The organism is Pseudooctadecabacter sp., from assembly GCF_020627745.1.
Taxonomy (GTDB): domain Bacteria; phylum Pseudomonadota; class Alphaproteobacteria; order Rhodobacterales; family Rhodobacteraceae; genus Octadecabacter.
The window spans coordinates 7,425-22,924 of the sequence record NZ_JAHDGE010000009.1; the positions used below are offsets into that span (position 1 = coordinate 7,425).

Sequence of the window (15,500 nt, forward strand, 5' to 3'; positions counted from 1 at the left end):
ATGTCAAGGAACGCTGAGGAACTGGCGGATAAAATCCGCGAAATTGCGGGCGATGCGCCGGTGCGCGTGGGTCTGATCCTTGGGTCCGGTCTGGGGCATCTGGCGGGTGCGGTTGAAGGCGTGGCCATACCTTATGATGAGCTTGAGGGCTTCCCCCATGCCGGTGTCAGCGGCCATGTGCCCCAACTGGTCATCGGCCAGTTGGAAGGCGTGCGTGTGGCCGTGTTCGGGGGCCGTGCGCATTATTATGAAAGCGGTCGGGGTGATGCCATGCGTCTGCCGCTTGAGGTGCTGAAGGCGCTTGGCGCAGACACGATGATCGCCACCAATGCCGCCGGATCCATGGTGCCCGACATGCCCACGGGTGAGATCATGGCCCTGTCCGATCACATCAATTTCAGCGGCTTGAACCCGCTCATCGGGGAACAAACAGACGCGCGTTTTGTGCCTATGAAGGATTGCTACGACCCCGCCCTGCGGGAGGTCTTCGTGGCGGCGGCCAAGGCGGCTGAGGTGACGCTGCACCAAGGCGTCTATGCGTGGTATTCCGGCCCGTCGTTTGAGACCGTCGCGGAAATCCGCGCCATTCGCACGCTGGGCGCGGACGCGGTTGGCATGTCCACGGTGCCCGAGGTGATCCTGGGCCGGTTCCTTGGCCTGCGCTGCGGGGCTATTTCGGCCATCACCAATATGGCCGCCGGGATGAGCGACGAATCAATCAGCCACAGCCACACCAAGGCCATGGCGCCCTTGGGGGCGGCGAAGCTGGAAAAGGTTCTTCGTGCTGCACTGCCGCATATTTAACCGCAATTAACCCCTTACTGAGACATCTGGTCTTATTGTCGGGCAGAATTGGGCGTTGATCTTAGGTCCACCACAGGCGTAAGGACACGCCATGCAAGTCTATCTTCCCATTGCCGAAGTGTCCGTAAACGCCTTCCTGCTGCTTGGATTGGGCGGGATCGTGGGCATTTTGTCGGGGATGTTCGGCGTGGGCGGCGGGTTTTTGATGACGCCGCTGCTGTTTTTCATCGGCATTCCGCCTGCCGTGGCGGTGGCGACGGAGGCGAACCAGATCGTGGCGTCCTCATTCTCCGGCGTTCTGGCACATCTGAGGCGGAAGACCGTGGACCTCAGGATGGGCACGGTGCTGCTGATTGGCGGCCTGATCGGGGCCGCTTTGGGTGTGATGCTGTTCAATCAGCTGAAATCCATGGGGCAAGTCGATCTGCTGGTTAAGCTGTGTTACGTCGTCTTCCTTGGGATCATCGGCGGGCTGATGTTCATCGAAAGCCTCAACGCCATTCGCCGGTCCCGCGGGGCCGAAGGGGCCGTACCGCAACGGCGCAAACACGGGCTGGTCCACGCGCTGCCGTTCAAGATGAAATTCCGGGTGTCGGGGCTTTATATTTCAGTCATCCCGCCGCTTTTGGTGGGGCTGTGCGTGGGCATTCTGGCCGCGATCATGGGGGTCGGTGGCGGGTTCATCATGGTGCCTGCGATGATCTACCTGTTGGGCATGCCCACGAAGGTTGTGATCGGCACATCGCTGTTTCAGATCATCTTTGTCACCGGGTTTACCACGTTGCTCCATGCCACGACGAACTTCACCGTCGACATCGTGCTGGCGGTTTTGCTGCTGGTCGGCGGTGTGATCGGCGCGCAGATCGGCACGCGGATCGGGGTCAAGATGAAGGCGGAACAACTGCGCATCCTGCTTGCGATCATGGTGCTGGCGGTCTGCGGGAAACTGGCGCTTGATCTGCTGCTCACCCCTGCGGAATTGTATTCCATCGGCACGGCGGGGGGGCATTGATGCGACGTTTGTTTGTCCTTCTGGCACTGGTCCTCGCCCCCTATATGACCGCCGCCCAGTCTGAGGAAATTGTCCTTGGCCTGAGCCGCAACGAAGTCGCCATCACCGCCACCTTTGATGGGTCGGACGTGTTGATCTTCGGCGCGATCAAACGCAATGCCCCTGCCCCCGCAGGTGGCCCGTTGGAGGTCATCATTACGCTGGCCGGGCCCGACCAACCCGTCACCGTGCGGCGCAAGGAACGGGTGCTGGGCATCTGGGCCAACACCGACGCGGTTGAGGTGGATAGCGCGCCGTCGTTCTATGCGGTCGCGACCTCCGCCCCCTTGGCCGACAGCCTGTCGGCGGTTGAGGATTTGCGCCACTCTATATCCATCCCTCGCGTGATCCGGTCTGTGGGCGCGCCGGACAGCGTCACCGACGCGGAGAGTTTTTCGGACGCGATCATCCGCATCCGTGCGGGATCGGGGCTGTATCAACGGCTGGAAGGTCAGGTTGATGTGGAGGAAGAGACGCTCTTTCGTGGCCAGATCACCCTGCCTGCGGCCCTGACCGAAGGGGCCTACAGCGCCCGTATTTTCATCACCCGTGATAGAACTGTGATCGACACCTATGAAACCGAAATCGCTGTGTTCAAGGCGGGGCTGGAACGGTTCCTGTTTGAAATGTCACGAAATCAGCCGTTGCTCTACGGGTTGATGTCGCTGGCGATTGCCATTGCCGCCGGTTGGCTGGCCTCCGCCGTGTTCCGCATTTTTCAACGGTAGCAGAGTTTCAAATGAAACTCTGAGGACACATCCTCAGATGAGGATGTGCTACCCCCGCCCGACGAAGGGCATTTTCGTCGCCATGATCGTCTGGAACAGCGTCGTGGCATGCAAGGGCAGGCCCGCCATATGCCACACCGCATCGGCCACCAGATCAACCTCCATCACCGGTGGGGGCGTGTCGCCGGCGGCCACGGCGCGGTCAATGATGCCTTGCAGCAATTCGGTCTGGGCGTTGCCAATGTCGATCTGGCTGGCGGCGATATCAAAGGGTCGCCCATCCAGGGCGAGGGTCTTGGTCAGCCCTGTGACGCCGTGTTTGGTGGATGTGTAGGGGGCCGACCCCTCACGCGGGGTCTGGGCGGAGATCGAGCCGTTGTTGATGATCCGCCCGCCTTGGGGCGACTGGTGGCGCATGATGCCAAAAGCCGCCCGCGCGCACAGGAACATGCCCGTCAGGTTGACGTTCACCGCTTGCAGCCAGTCGTCCACCGGGATTTCGTCGATGGGGGCGGCGGGGGTGAAAACGCCTGCGTTGTTGAACAGGCAATCCAGCCTGCCGGTCTGGGACTGGACCTGTTTGAACGTGGCCTCAACCGCCTGTGGGTCGGTGACATCGCAGGGCAGGACAAGTGCGGTGTCATGGCCTGCGGCGACCGTTTCAAGCGCCTCTGCGCGGCGCGCAACAAGGCCCACGGTCCAGCCTTCGGTGAGGAATTTTTCGGCCACGGCGCGGCCAATGCCGCTGCTGGCGCCGGTGACGATGAGGGTTTTCATGTCTCCTCCACCGTGAGTTCAAGCGGCACCGAGGGCGCGCGCAGATCGTCGGTGCTCAGCAGCCCGCTGGGGCGGGCCAGACGGTTGCGCACCACCCAGCACAGCCGGTTTTCCGCCCGTGTGATCGCCACATAGGCCAGCCGTTTCCACAGCGGCTGCCCCGCTTCCACCCGCCCCATGCGCGAGGCGGCGTAGATGTCCGGTGCAAAGACCTGCACCGTGTCCCATTGCGACCCTTGCGCCTTGTGGATCGTCACGGCGGCCCCGTGCAGGAACGTGGCCCCCATGCGGGCGGCGAAGGGGATGAAGGGTTCTTCGTCGCCTTCCAGTTCGATTTTCACAATGCTGGCCGCGCTGACCTGCGGGTCCTCGGCCCCCATGACGTGCAGGCGGCTGAAGCCCGGTTTGCGGCCTGGCCCAAGGTAGATGACCTGCGCCCCTTTGATGAGGCCACGCGCCTCAAGATCGAGGCGCTTTTTGCGGTGTTTCATGGGCAGTTCAATGCCGTCGCAGATCAGCGGCTCGCCCTCCAACAATTCATCAGGTGGCGCGCCAAAGGCGTTGCGGAAGGCGTGAATCAGTTTGATGCGGGTGGCGTTGCGCCAGACAAGGCAGGGCGAACGCGCCATCAGGTCGCTTTCCACCCGCTGGGCCATGACGACGCGGTCGTCTTTCTCGGCGGCCTCGGCCACCAGTTTTTCAAAGGCATAGAAATCGACAGCAGGATCCGCCAACGCATGGGCCAGATCAAGGATCGGGTTGTCGGCGGTCTGTCGGTGGACGCGACTAAGCACCCGCTGGCGGCTTTCGGGGAGCGTGTCGAAGACCATTTTGCCGCCCTCGGCCTTGACGGGGGGCAGCTGGGCGGGGTCCCCGAACAACACAAGGGTCGGGAAAATATCCTGCAAATCCTCGAACTGTTTGGCATCGAGCATTGAGGATTCATCCACAAACCCGATGTCCAGCGGGTCTTCGCGACGTTTCCAGCCGGTGATGAAATCGGACCCGCGCAGGCCAGCAGCGGCAAGGGCTGCGGGCACGGAGGTGTTTTTCTGAAAGCTGTCGTAGGCGCGATCAAGGGCCACGTCGGTCAGGCCCTCGATTTCGGGTTTGTCGCCCTGCCCCGCCAGCCATTCCGCGATCTTTTCATATTCGGGGTCATAGACGGGCGTATAAAGGATACGGTGGATCGTCGTCGCAGGCACGCCCCGCGTGCGCAGCACGGAGGCGGCTTTGTTGGTCGGTGCAAGGATCGCCAGCGTGCGCCGGTCACGGCGTTTGCGCCCCTCCCAATCGCCCGAGACCACATCGACGCCTGCGTTTTGCAAGGCGCGGTAAAGTTCGGCCAGCAGCAGGGTTTTACCGCTGCCCGCCTTGCCAAGGATGGCGAGGGTCGAACTGTCGGGGTCGTCCTTGGGCGGCAGCGTCGAGCCCTCCAGCAGATCAATGCCCGCAGCGCCCAAAAGGTCGGACACCGCGTCCCATGCATCGGCCTGATCGTCGGAAAGGGTAAGGGCGGGAAGCGACATGGCGCGACACTATCCGCGCCGCGCCGCAGGTGCCAGCGGTTAGGCCGCGCGGGCCGTCAATTTTGCGGGGCGGTCACCAAAGGCGCGGGCGTACCAGTGTTCGGACAGCGCCGATGAGATACGCGCACGGGTCAGCACGGACACACGGTCGGCGGGGTCGAACGTCCACAGGCCGACACTGATTTTGGCGGCCCCCGTGCCGGAGCTGCCCAGAATATCGGGGCTTGAGCCGATCATGCGGTAGATGCGGACCATGCGTGCATCAAACACGCCCACACATTGAGTGATGCCGAAGCCGCGCCCGATTTCGATGCCACCCAGAACCAAAGCCGCCGCCACACGGCTTGCGCTGCCTTGGGACAGACAGAACCGTGTGGATTCCCAGATATAGGGGCTTTGGACGGTGTCGCCGTCCATCAATCCGCTGAAGTGATCGTTGACCATGGTCGGCCCCATGGTGGGCAGGAACCGCATGGATCCGCCGTGGCTGCCATCGGGCCCCTGCCAGATCACGTAAAGCGGGTCTTGGGCGTCATATTCATCGCGCTCGTACCCTTGGGCATCGACAGCGACGTCCCATTTCAGGCGGTCGCGGAACTGGGCCGCGCGGTCGCGAAACATGGTATCCGCCAGTTTCGGGTAATCATCGAGCTGTGATCCGTAAAGGTAACGTAGCATTGCAGGGCCTCCATCCGTGTGATGAAGACCCTAGAGGTGCTGATTTAACGCGGTGTTTGACCACCGCGCGGTGGGTGTTGCGTGGCCTGCGTTATTCCGCCGCTTGCACAGGGTCGCGGCCGGGCCAGTTTCCGGTGGCCGCACGGGCCGCCCCGCCCATAATGATGTGCCCTTCGGACACGGCGCGGGCGATGGCATGCATGGTGTTGGTGGCGGACAATTTGAACCGCGCGCTTTCGATATAGGCACGCAGGGTGTGTTCGGACAGCGCCAGCGTTTGTGCCACCTGCCCGCGCGAATAGCCCATGGCCAGATAGGTCAGCACATCGACCTCGCGCCCCGACAGGGGTTTGACGGGATCGGGACGGCGTTTGTCCTCAATCTCCAGCGCTTTTTGGTTGAACGAATGGGCGCACAGGATCAGATCGCGGCGGTGTTTTTCGGTGAAGGCGGCCCAGTCGTCGTCGCGCGCGTTGTGGGACAGGGAAAACAACGCGAACTGGCCGGACGGGCCGCGGATGGGGATGGAATAGCCTTGGTTGCCCACGCCGGCCTCAATCGCTTTGGTGCGAAAGGCGATGGCGGGTTTGCTGGACCAGTCGAGTTCTTTCCAGTCCACGGGGTGAAACCGTTGGAAACAGCCGATGATGACGGGGTCGATACGGACATAATCGTTGGTCACATATTCGGTGATCCATTCGATGGAATAAGTGCCACAGCCGTATTGTTCGCCATCGGCAGAGACCCAGTGATATCCAAGATGGGCGACCTGATAATGATCGCGCAGCGCTTCGGTTGTGGCCTGAAGCGCGCTAAGTTCCGTGGCCTGTTCGAGTGTCGCCAAGTGTTGACGCAGATTGCCTTGCATTCGCATTCGCCGCACGCGGCGCCCCCTCAAGCATCGAGGCAATCTCGGCCTGCGCAACAGTCGAGGTCACATCCAGCTGGTGCGCCAGCAGAGGCAACCCGTTCTGGTCAGCAAATGCGCGTAGGTCGGCGAGTACGTCGATGATCCATTTCTGTCCCATGAAAGAGTCTCCTTGTGAGGGGTTAACGAAAGGTTAACGTGAGTGGTGACCGGGGGGCTTTTCAGGGCCAATACCTCACTTTCACACGAATTAGGGGGTCCCCATACCCGCTGAAACCACCCCGCTATAAATGGGGAGGGGCGTTTGGGCTAACTCCCTCAAAACAAAAGGGCCGCCTGCGGGGATGCAGACGGCCCTTCGGATAAAGTGATTCGGGATCAGCCCTTTGCGGCGATCACGTCCTCAAGGGTGCGCAGGCCGGTCGTCGGGGCCTGAACCAGCACGGACATATTGCCCGGCTTGTGTTCGTTGCGCAGCATTTTGGTGTGCGCGTCGGGCAGTTGATCCCACGGGAAGACCTCGGACATGCAGGGGTCCAGACGGCGTTCGACCATCAGGTTGTTGGCCGCAGACGCCTGTTTGAGGTGGGCAAAGTGACTGCCCTGCAGGCGTTTCTGGTGCATCCACATATAGCGGACGTCAAAGGTGCAGTTGAAGCCTGTGGTGCCCGCACAGATCACGACCATGCCGCCCTTTTTGCACACCAGCGTGGAGACGGGGAAGGTCGACTCACCGGGGTGTTCGAACACCATGTCGACGTTGTTGCCTTTGCCGGTGATGTCCCAGATGGCTTTGCCGAACTTGCGCGCCTCGGTGAACCATTCCTTATATTCAGGGGTGTTGACCGTGGGCAGCTGGCCCCAGCAGTTGAAATCCTTGCGGTTGATGACGCCCTTGGCGCCCAGCCCCATGACGAAGTCGCGTTTGTCTTCGTCCGAGATCACGCCAATCGCGTTGGCGCCTGCGGTGTTGATCAACTGGATCGCGTAGGACCCAAGGCCGCCGGAGGCCCCCCAGACCAGCACGTTTTGACCAGGCTTGAGGTCGTGGGGTTCATGACCGAAGAGCATCCGGTAGGCGGTGGCGAGTGTCAGCGTGTAGCAGGCACTTTCTTCCCACGTGAGATGCGTGGGCCGCGGCATGAGTTGCTGGGCCTGCACGTTGGTGAACTGCGCAAACGACCCGTCGGGGGTTTCGTAGCCCCAGATCCGCTGGGAGGTGGAGAACATCGGATCGCCGCCGTTGCATTCCTCATCATCGCCGTCGTCCTGATTGCAATGCACCACGACTTCGTCGCCCACTTTCCACCGTTTCACCTTATCGCCCACGGCCCAGACGATGCCGGAGGCGTCGGATCCCGCGATGTGATAGGGCGCGCCGTGGCCGTCAAAGGGGCTGATCGGCTGGCCCAGACCGGCCCAGACGCCGTTATAGTTCACGCCTGCGGCCATGACCAAAACCAGCACTTCGTTGCTGTCGAGGGTGGGCGTGTCGACGACTTCGACTTCAAACGCCTTGTCAGGCTCCCCGTGGCGTTCGCGGCGGATGGTCCAGGCGTACATCTGCGCTGGCACGTGACCCATCGGGGGAATTTCACCCATCTCATAGAGGTCTTTCACAGGCGCATTCGCAGTCGCGGCATGTTTCTGGGTGTCGAGGGCCATATCGCTCATCTCCGTTCAAAGCTCCGGTTGCCGCACCGCAGAATCGGCGCGTTGAAGCAAGAATTAGAGGTGAGAGAGAAATAATGCAACCTTGCGGCGGACATTTTTGTAATTTTATGTCCGCCGCGTTGCAGCGCGTTTAGGGGAAAGACACCACGGACACCGCGCAGACGTTGATGTTGTTCTTCACGATTGAGGTCCCATCCTGAAATTCCGCCTTCATGTCATAGCTGCACACGCTGCGGCCGTCGGCGAAGTTGACATTCACGCGCTGGCCTGCGGGCAGGATGTCCGACCCGAGGATATCTTCTTCCCAGCTGTTCACATTGGTAGGCGATCCGTAGAACCGCCAGATCGTGCGTCCTGTGTTGTTGACGATCAGGACGTTTTTGTTGGCGCTGACAACGGTGGTTGTTGTGGTCGTCGTGGGCTGACATGCGGCCAGTGCTGTGGCGGCGGCGGCGATGATTGCGAATGATTTGAATTGAAATGACATGTGGTATCCCCTCTGTTTCTGTTGTGGGATGACCTTAGGTCACGCATCCGTGACCGGCCAAGTCAGACTTTCCGGACTTTTACCAAAAGGTCAGGAAAAATGATGGGCGATGGTGTTGGCGTAATAGGTGATGACGTCGTCCTGACCTGTCGCGATGGCAAGCCCCCCCTGCCCCGTGACCAGCCCCCGCCGACGCAGGATTGTCAGCCCGTCATCGGCCAGTTGCGCGCCGTCACGTTGGGGTTTGCGCAGCCCGGCGGGCATGGCGTCAAGGTCACGGGTGATGGCGGCGGCGATGTCGTCCTCGGTCACAGCGCCGCCCAGCAAGGCGCGGCAGACCAGCGGCACCGGCACCACGGGGATGACCGCAGCAATGCGCGTCATCAGCTCCTCACCCAGCGCTTTGGTGTCGCCATCATGACGGATGGCAAAGTCGCGCAGGGACAAAGGCGCGCCAAAGCTGACGTTGGCCGTGCCAAAGGTCGTCATCTTGCGGCGCAGACGCGCCCAGAGGTAGCCCACGACGCCGCCCAATACCGTGAACAGCGGAGGGCGGAACCGGCGGACGCCGGCCTTGTCGGCCTGAATAAGAAACCGGTCCTCCAGCACGCGGTCGTAATTCAGGGCTACCGGCACAAAGACCACATCGCGGCCTTCGGGGTCGAAATCGTCGATGATATAGCTGAGGATGCCGAGGCGGGGCCGCGCCAGTTTGCCGTTCAGTGACAGCCCGCCTTCGGGGAAAACGGCCTGTGTGACCCCGCCTGCGGTGGCCATCTGGACGTAGCGGGCAAGCACCTTGCGGTACAGTTCCCCGCTTTCTTCCTGACGGCGGGATTTGCGGCGGATGAAGTAGCCGCCCATCATCTTGATGACCGACGACAGCGGCCAGACCCGTGCCCATTCGCCCACCGCATAGGACAGCGCGGACGCGCGGCTGACCAGATAGGTGACCAACACGTAATCCATGTTGCTGCGGTGGTTCATTACGAAGATGACCGTCGCATCAGGGTCGATCGCGTCATATTCAGCGCGGTCGAACTGGCCCACGCGCAGGCGGTACAAAAACCGCGACAGCCACTTGGCCGCCCGCATCCCGAACGAAAAATAGGCCGTGGCGCTGAAGGACGGGACAATTTCGCGCGCGTAATGGCGCGCCTTTTCGAAGGCCACGTCTTCGCGCATCCCGGTGGCCTGGGCATAATCGTTGATGGCCTGACTGACCTCGGGGTCATAAACCAGCCGCTGGATCGTGTCGTAGCGGCGGGCCAGCTTGAACGGCTCGATCGGTTTTTGCAGCCGTTCGTTGACACGGGCCACCACCCGTTCGGCGCGGCGGCGGAAAAACCACCGCACAGACGGAAACAGGAAATGCGACGCAAACGTCACCGCCGCGAAAAGGACCATCAAGATGAGAAGCCAAAGGGGAATGGCGATGGGCGTCGTCATGGGGGGACCGTGGCAGGGAAAGACGCAGGCGTAAATGGGGTCATGCCGCAGTGCGGCACGTTGACAAGGGTATAATCTTTCGGATACCTCATCATTCAAGTAATAAAATTGCGCCACCCGATTCACGAGGCCCGCCATGACCCAAACGCAGACAGACCGCAAAGCCGACCGTCCATGGCTTTTCCGCACCTATGCCGGTCATTCGACTGCCAAGGCATCCAATGCTTTGTATCGGGGCAATCTGGCCAAGGGGCAGACGGGTCTGTCCGTGGCCTTCGATCTGCCGACGCAAACGGGATATGACAGTGACCACGTTCTGGCGCGTGGTGAGGTCGGCAAGGTCGGCGTGCCGGTCTGCCATCTGGGCGATATGCGCGCCTTGTTCGACGATATCCCGTTGGAGCAGATGAACACATCCATGACGATCAACGCCACGGCACCTTGGTTGCTGGCGCTGTATATCGCCGTGGCCGAGGAACAGGGCGCGGATGTGTCTGCGCTGCAAGGCACGGTCCAGAACGACATCATCAAGGAATACCTCAGCCGGGGGACGTATATCTGCCCGCCCGAGCCGTCCTTGCGGATGATCACGGATGTGGCCGCCTACACCCGCGAACACCTGCCCAAATGGAACCCGATGAACGTGTGCAGTTATCACCTGCAAGAGGCTGGTGCCACGCCGGAGGAGGAGCTGTCTTTCGCCCTGGCCACGGCCATCGCCGTGCTGGACGATCTAAAAGGCAAGGTGCCCGCCGAACATTTCCCCGCCATGGTCGGACGCATTTCGTTTTTCGTAAACGCCGGAATCCGGTTTGTAACCGAGATGTGTAAAATGCGCGCCTTTGTCGAATTGTGGGATGAGATTTGTCAGGACCGGTATGGCGTCGACAATCCCAAATTCCGCCGTTTCCGCTATGGGGTTCAGGTCAATTCATTGGGGCTGACCGAACAGCAGCCCGAAAACAATGTCTACCGTATTTTAATTGAAATGCTGGCCGTGACGCTGTCCAAAGACGCGCGCGCCCGTGCGGTGCAACTACCTGCCTGGAATGAGGCACTGGGATTGCCGCGCCCGTGGGATCAGCAATGGTCTTTGCGGATGCAGCAAATTCTGGCGTTTGAAACGGACCTTCTGGAATACGACGATTTGTTCGAAGGCAATCCTGCCGTGGAACGCAAAGTCGCGGAATTGAAGGACGGCGCGCGGGCGGAATTGGCGCAATTGGACGCAATGGCCAATGCGCAGGAAAAGATCGAATATATGAAGGCGCGTTTGGTTGAAAGCAACGCCGCCCGTATTGGCGGAATCGAGGCCGGGGAGACGACCGTTGTCGGCGTGAACAAATATCAAAACGGCGAACCCTCCCCCCTGACAGCAGGCGATGACGCGATCATGGTCAGCGACCCGGAGGCCGAGGCCGATCAGCTGGACCGGCTGGACGCTTGGAAAGACGCGCGCGACGGGCAAGCGGTGGCGGAGGCTTTGGCCGCGCTGAAGGCTGCCGCACTGGAGGGCACGAACATCATGGGGCCGTCCATTCAGGCCGCAAAGGCGGGTGTCACCACGGGCGAATGGGCCGAGGTCATCCGGCAGGCCTTTGGCCAATACCGCGCCCCCACAGGCGTGTCCCACAACCCGTCCAACCGCACCGAAGGACTGGATGATATCCGCGACCGCGTGGCGGCTGTGTCGTCAAAACTTGGGCGGAAACTGAAATTCCTCATGGGCAAGCCCGGCCTTGATGGCCATTCCAATGGCGCCGAACAAATCGCGGCGCGCGCCCGCGATTGCGGTATGGATATCACCTACGAAGGCATCCGCCTGACGCCCGACGAAATCATCGAGGCCGTGCGCCGCGATGACGCCCATGTGGTCGGTCTGTCGATTTTGTCAGGCTCTCACATTCCGCTGGTGACCGACATGATGGACAAAATGCGCGCCATGGGGCTGTCACACGTGCCGGTGGTCGTGGGCGGCATTATCCCCGATGATGACGCCGACAGATTGCGCGCCATGGGCGTGGCACGGGTCTATACGCCCAAAGATTTCGAATTGAACCGTATCATGAATGATATTGTCGATCTGGCTGATCCTTCCGCGGTCGCTGCGGAATAAATCCGCCGAAAGACGCGAGTTGCCCACAGGGTTAACACATTAACGCAACGTCTTCGTACATTTTAGTACAGGATCGCGGGATCGCGGTCTTGCAAATCCCCGTGTTTGTTTGAACAGGGGGTCAGGACAGAAATTAAACAAGGCACACACCATGGCGATTGATTTAAAAGCGATGTCGAAAAAGGATCTCGAAAAGCTGGCGAAAGACGTGGAGAAAGCGTTGGCCCGTATTCAGAAACAAGAGGTCAAGAAACTCCGTCAGGAAATGGAAAAACTCGCCGCCGCGCACGGAATGACCGTCGAAGACGTGATGGCAGCAAAAGGCACATCCGCTGCGCCGAAATTGAAATCATCCAAACCGAAATCAGCGCCGAAATATGCAAACCCGGCGGACAAGACCCAGACCTGGACCGGCAAGGGCCGCAAACCCGATTGGTTCAAAGCCGCCGTGGACGCAGGTGCCACACCGGACAGCATGGCCGTCTGATCAATCCAGCCGTTCCACCAATGCATCGTAGGAGTACTCTTCGGCGATAAAGCCGTCGTCTCCTGCGATGAAATCGGGATCCTGTGCAAGGCAGCCGATGCCACACACCTGAAAGGTCACCATGTCGGTGGTATCAATATACCAAAGCCGCCCACCCGGCGTGCTGACCCAGCCGTCGATCCCTTCCTCCTCGTCACCTTCCATATCCGTACCGCTGGGCGTCTCTGAACTGTACTCGGTCGAGAAATCCCCGTGCGTGTGGTATGACGCGACAATCAAATCCAGATTGGCCGGATCGTCGGCCAGACAGCTGCTTTCGTCGCCTGCAGTCGGGGGTGAAACAGCCAGTTCGCCATCGGTGGTGAATCCGACATAGCCGCAAAATTCTATCCCTTCAGCGAAAGACCGCAGGTTCAGATCGCCCAAGGTGGCCCGCATGAGGGCTTCCTCATCACTGCTTTGCGCCGCGGCCAGACATGGCACACCCAAAAACAAAACAGCCCATTTCATTGCACATCCTCCAAGTACCGGTCGGCACCCTGCCAGTCACCGCCCCCCGCCTCAAGTGGTAAAGCCAGCACATTGAACCTCGGCGTGGCTGGCTTTAGGAAAGGAAATCGCTTCAGGACAAGGACCCCAGATCATGACCATTCACATCGGCGCGGCCAAAGACGACATTGCAGACACCGTTTTGATGCCGGGCGATCCCTACCGCGCCAAATGGGCGGCAGAGACCTTTTTGACGGACGCGCGGTGTATCAACGAAGTGCGTGGGATGTTGGGGTTTACGGGGCTCTGGAACGGCCACCGCGTCACTATCCAAGGCTCCGGCATGGGGATGCCGTCCATGTCGATCTACGCCAATGAACTGATCCGTGACTTCGACGTCCAGACCCTGATCCGCATTGGATCGTGCGGGGCGATGCAGCCGCAGATCAAACTGCGCGATATCGTCATTGCCATGACTGCCACGACCTATGGCACGCCGTCCTCCAGCATTTTCCGCGACCTCAACTTTGCCCCCTGCGCCGATTACGACCTGCTGGAAGCCGCCGTCGCCGCCTCCAAAACCCTTGATGTGGCGACCCATGTGGGGGGCATCTATTCCTCCGATACGTTCTATGACGAACGCCCCGATCTGAACGAAGCGATGCAACGTCACGGCATCCTCGGCGTCGAAATGGAGGCCGCCGAACTCTACACCCTCGCGGCACGCTACGGCCGCCGCGCGCTGGCCGTCATGACCGTCTCCGACCATCTGCTGACGTCCGAAGACCTGCCCTCAGACCAACGCGAACGCAGCTTTGGCGATATGGTCGAGGTCGCCCTCAAGGCCGCCTTCCCGGGCTGACCTGTCTTTCTCTGGTTCAAAAATACCTAAACTCCCCAAAAGCCAAAGGCGACGCCCCCCTTGGGAAGCGTCGCCTTTCAACATTCAATCACCAAAAACGCGCGGAAGCGCACCTTTGGATCAGACCGGCGATCAGACGGTGCGTTCGACCATCATTTTCTTGATGTGCGCAATGGCTGCTGCCGGGTTCAGGCCCTTGGGGCAGGTCTTGGCGCAGTTCATGATCGTGTGGCAGCGGTAGAGTTTGAACGGATCTTCCAGATCATCCAGACGCTCCCCCGTGGCCTCATCACGGCTGTCGATGATCCAGCGGTAGGCGTGCAGCAAGGCGGCTGGTCCAAGGTAGCGGTCGCCGTTCCACCAGTAGGACGGGCAGGACGTCGAACAGGACGCGCACATGACGCATTCATACAGACCGTCCAGCTTTTTGCGGTCCGCAATCGACTGTTTCCACTCTTTCGCGGGGCGGTTCGTTTTGGTTTCCAGCCACGGCATGATGGACGCGTGCTGGGCGTAGAAGTGTGTCAGGTCGGGGATCAAATCCTTGACCACCGGCATGTGTGGCAGCGGATAGATTTTGATGTCGCCCTTGATCTCATCCATGCCGTAGATGCAGGCCAGCGTGTTGATGCCGTCGATGTTCATGGCACAGGACCCGCAGATGCCTTCGCGGCAGGACCGGCGGAAGGTCAGCGTGGGGTCAATCTCGTTCTTGATCTTGATCAGCGCGTCCAGAACCATCGGGCCGCAGCTGTCCATATCCACGAAATATGTGTCCAGACGCGGGTTCTGCCCGTCATCGGGGTTCCAGCGATAAATCTGCACCTTGCGCAGATTGTTTGCCCCCTCAGGACGCGGCCATGTTTTGCCGGTCGTCATGCGGGAATTCTTGGGCAGTGTCAGTTGAACCATGGCTGGTGGCTCCTTTTCTGGGTCAGGTCAGGCCCGTCGTGGCACAGGCCACGGTTTCGGGACGGGCAAGAATATTGGACACAAGCGTGATGTTGTTGGGTGTCGCCCCTTGGGCGGCCAGCACGAGCAATTCATCCCCCGAAGCATTGTCGATGATGCAGTTTGTCAGCACGACCCCCGCCGGTCCGGGCACGGTGTCGGCCACAATCGGGGTCACGACGGCCCGCGCGGCCTCGCGTCCGGTGTCAACGGCGATCACTTCTGCCACCTCACAGGCGGACAGGGTCAGGGCGGCGGCGGTCATCAGGGCGAAGGATTTTGTCATCGGTGTCTCCAGTTCAATTCAGCGCAGCACGGGCGGACGGATGGGTTCGGCCCCGGTGCGATCACGTACGCACTCAGTGTAGACCTCCAGCGGGTCGCGGCCAGTGAGGAAATCTGACGACACCCCCACCTGCACGCCGCCAAAGGCGCCCGTTCTGCTATTGGTGCCCACTGTAACACGGCCCGTAGGCGCTTGCGCGGCCCGCGCGCGGTCTTCGCAGATTTCCGCCGCCCGCACCGGATCAATGGGCTGGGGCGTGCAGGC

General features: G+C 60.8%; 17 protein-coding genes. 6 read left to right on the plus strand and 11 right to left on the minus strand.

Translation table 11 applies throughout. The annotated features are described in order from the left end of the window. From QZ653_RS06090 to QZ653_RS06100, 3 genes are all read left to right on the plus strand, one after another. The coding region (locus QZ653_RS06090) for a purine-nucleoside phosphorylase (RefSeq protein WP_296418573.1) at positions 1-804 on the plus strand (804 nt) is incomplete at its 5' end. A 91-nt stretch (positions 805-895) separates the two neighbouring features. Continuing rightward, positions 896-1,816, plus strand: a complete 921-nt coding sequence (locus QZ653_RS06095; protein WP_296418575.1) for a sulfite exporter TauE/SafE family protein — start codon at positions 896-898, stop codon at positions 1,814-1,816. Then, positions 1,816-2,583 carry a TIGR02186 family protein gene (locus QZ653_RS06100; RefSeq protein ID WP_296418576.1) on the plus strand — a complete coding sequence of 256 codons (768 nt, stop codon included), beginning with the start codon at positions 1,816-1,818 and terminating at the stop codon, positions 2,581-2,583. Before QZ653_RS06095 ends, QZ653_RS06100 begins: the two co-directional genes overlap by 1 nt. 48 nt (positions 2,584-2,631) lie before the next feature. Here the strand turns inward: QZ653_RS06100 and QZ653_RS06105 are convergent, their stop codons facing one another. The 7 genes from QZ653_RS06105 to QZ653_RS06135 all read right to left on the minus strand — a co-directional run bounded on the left by QZ653_RS06105 (position 2,632) and on the right by QZ653_RS06135 (position 10,045). Next, positions 2,632-3,360, minus strand: coding sequence for an SDR family oxidoreductase (locus QZ653_RS06105; protein ID WP_296418578.1), 729 nt, complete (start codon positions 3,358-3,360; stop codon positions 2,632-2,634). Continuing rightward, a complete protein-coding gene (locus QZ653_RS06110; RefSeq protein WP_296418580.1) occupies positions 3,357-4,889 on the minus strand; it encodes an ATP-dependent DNA helicase in 1,533 nt (510 codons plus the stop codon). The genes QZ653_RS06105 and QZ653_RS06110 overlap by 4 nt, the downstream gene beginning before the upstream one ends. 39 nt (positions 4,890-4,928) lie before the next feature. After that, positions 4,929-5,567, minus strand: coding sequence for an acyl-homoserine-lactone synthase (locus tag QZ653_RS06115; RefSeq protein WP_296418582.1), 639 nt, complete (start codon positions 5,565-5,567; stop codon positions 4,929-4,931). A gap of 91 nt (positions 5,568-5,658) precedes the next feature. Beyond that, positions 5,659-6,441 carry a helix-turn-helix transcriptional regulator gene (locus QZ653_RS06120; RefSeq protein WP_412765997.1) on the minus strand — a complete coding sequence of 261 codons (783 nt, stop codon included), beginning with the start codon at positions 6,439-6,441 and terminating at the stop codon, positions 5,659-5,661. A 372-nt stretch (positions 6,442-6,813) separates the two neighbouring features. Beyond that, entirely contained in the window at positions 6,814-8,100 is a 1,287-nt protein-coding gene (gene ccrA / locus QZ653_RS06125) for a crotonyl-CoA carboxylase/reductase (RefSeq protein WP_296418692.1), read from the minus strand. Between the two features lie 139 nt (positions 8,101-8,239). Then, positions 8,240-8,596, minus strand: a complete 357-nt coding sequence (locus QZ653_RS06130; RefSeq protein ID WP_296418584.1) for a hypothetical protein — start codon at positions 8,594-8,596, stop codon at positions 8,240-8,242. Positions 8,597-8,686: 90 nt separating this feature from the next. Beyond that, a complete protein-coding gene (locus tag QZ653_RS06135; protein WP_296418586.1) occupies positions 8,687-10,045 on the minus strand; it encodes a 1-acyl-sn-glycerol-3-phosphate acyltransferase in 1,359 nt (452 codons plus the stop codon). A 136-nt stretch (positions 10,046-10,181) separates the two neighbouring features. On the opposite strand from QZ653_RS06135, the gene QZ653_RS06140 reads away from it, so the two are divergent. Together QZ653_RS06140 and QZ653_RS06145 are read left to right on the plus strand one after the other, a co-directional pair. Then, on the plus strand, positions 10,182-12,161 hold the full coding sequence (locus QZ653_RS06140; RefSeq protein ID WP_296418588.1) for a protein meaA: 1,980 nt from the start codon (positions 10,182-10,184) through the stop codon (positions 12,159-12,161). Positions 12,162-12,312: 151 nt separating this feature from the next. Then, positions 12,313-12,648, plus strand: a complete 336-nt coding sequence (locus tag QZ653_RS06145) for an H-NS histone family protein (protein WP_296418590.1) — start codon at positions 12,313-12,315, stop codon at positions 12,646-12,648. Here the strand turns inward: QZ653_RS06145 and QZ653_RS06150 are convergent, their stop codons facing one another. Further along, positions 12,649-13,158, minus strand: a complete 510-nt coding sequence (locus QZ653_RS06150; RefSeq protein ID WP_296418592.1) for a DUF4329 domain-containing protein — start codon at positions 13,156-13,158, stop codon at positions 12,649-12,651. It abuts the gene before it with no gap. Between the two features lie 133 nt (positions 13,159-13,291). On the opposite strand from QZ653_RS06150, the gene deoD reads away from it, so the two are divergent. After that, positions 13,292-13,999 (plus strand): purine-nucleoside phosphorylase, encoded by a 708-nt coding sequence (deoD, locus tag QZ653_RS06155; RefSeq protein ID WP_296418594.1) that lies wholly within the window; start codon positions 13,292-13,294, stop codon positions 13,997-13,999. Between the two features lie 132 nt (positions 14,000-14,131). Here deoD and QZ653_RS06160 read toward each other — a convergent pair whose 3' ends face one another. From QZ653_RS06160 to QZ653_RS06170, 3 genes are all read right to left on the minus strand, one after another. Next, positions 14,132-14,911 (minus strand): succinate dehydrogenase iron-sulfur subunit, encoded by a 780-nt coding sequence (locus QZ653_RS06160; RefSeq protein ID WP_296418597.1) that lies wholly within the window; start codon positions 14,909-14,911, stop codon positions 14,132-14,134. Between the two features lie 22 nt (positions 14,912-14,933). Further along, complete coding sequence (locus QZ653_RS06165) at positions 14,934-15,236, minus strand: succinate dehydrogenase (RefSeq protein WP_296418599.1); 303 nt, start codon at positions 15,234-15,236, stop codon at positions 14,934-14,936. 18 nt (positions 15,237-15,254) lie between these two features. Beyond that, the coding region (locus QZ653_RS06170; protein WP_296418601.1) for a hypothetical protein at positions 15,255-15,500 on the minus strand (246 nt) is incomplete at its 5' end.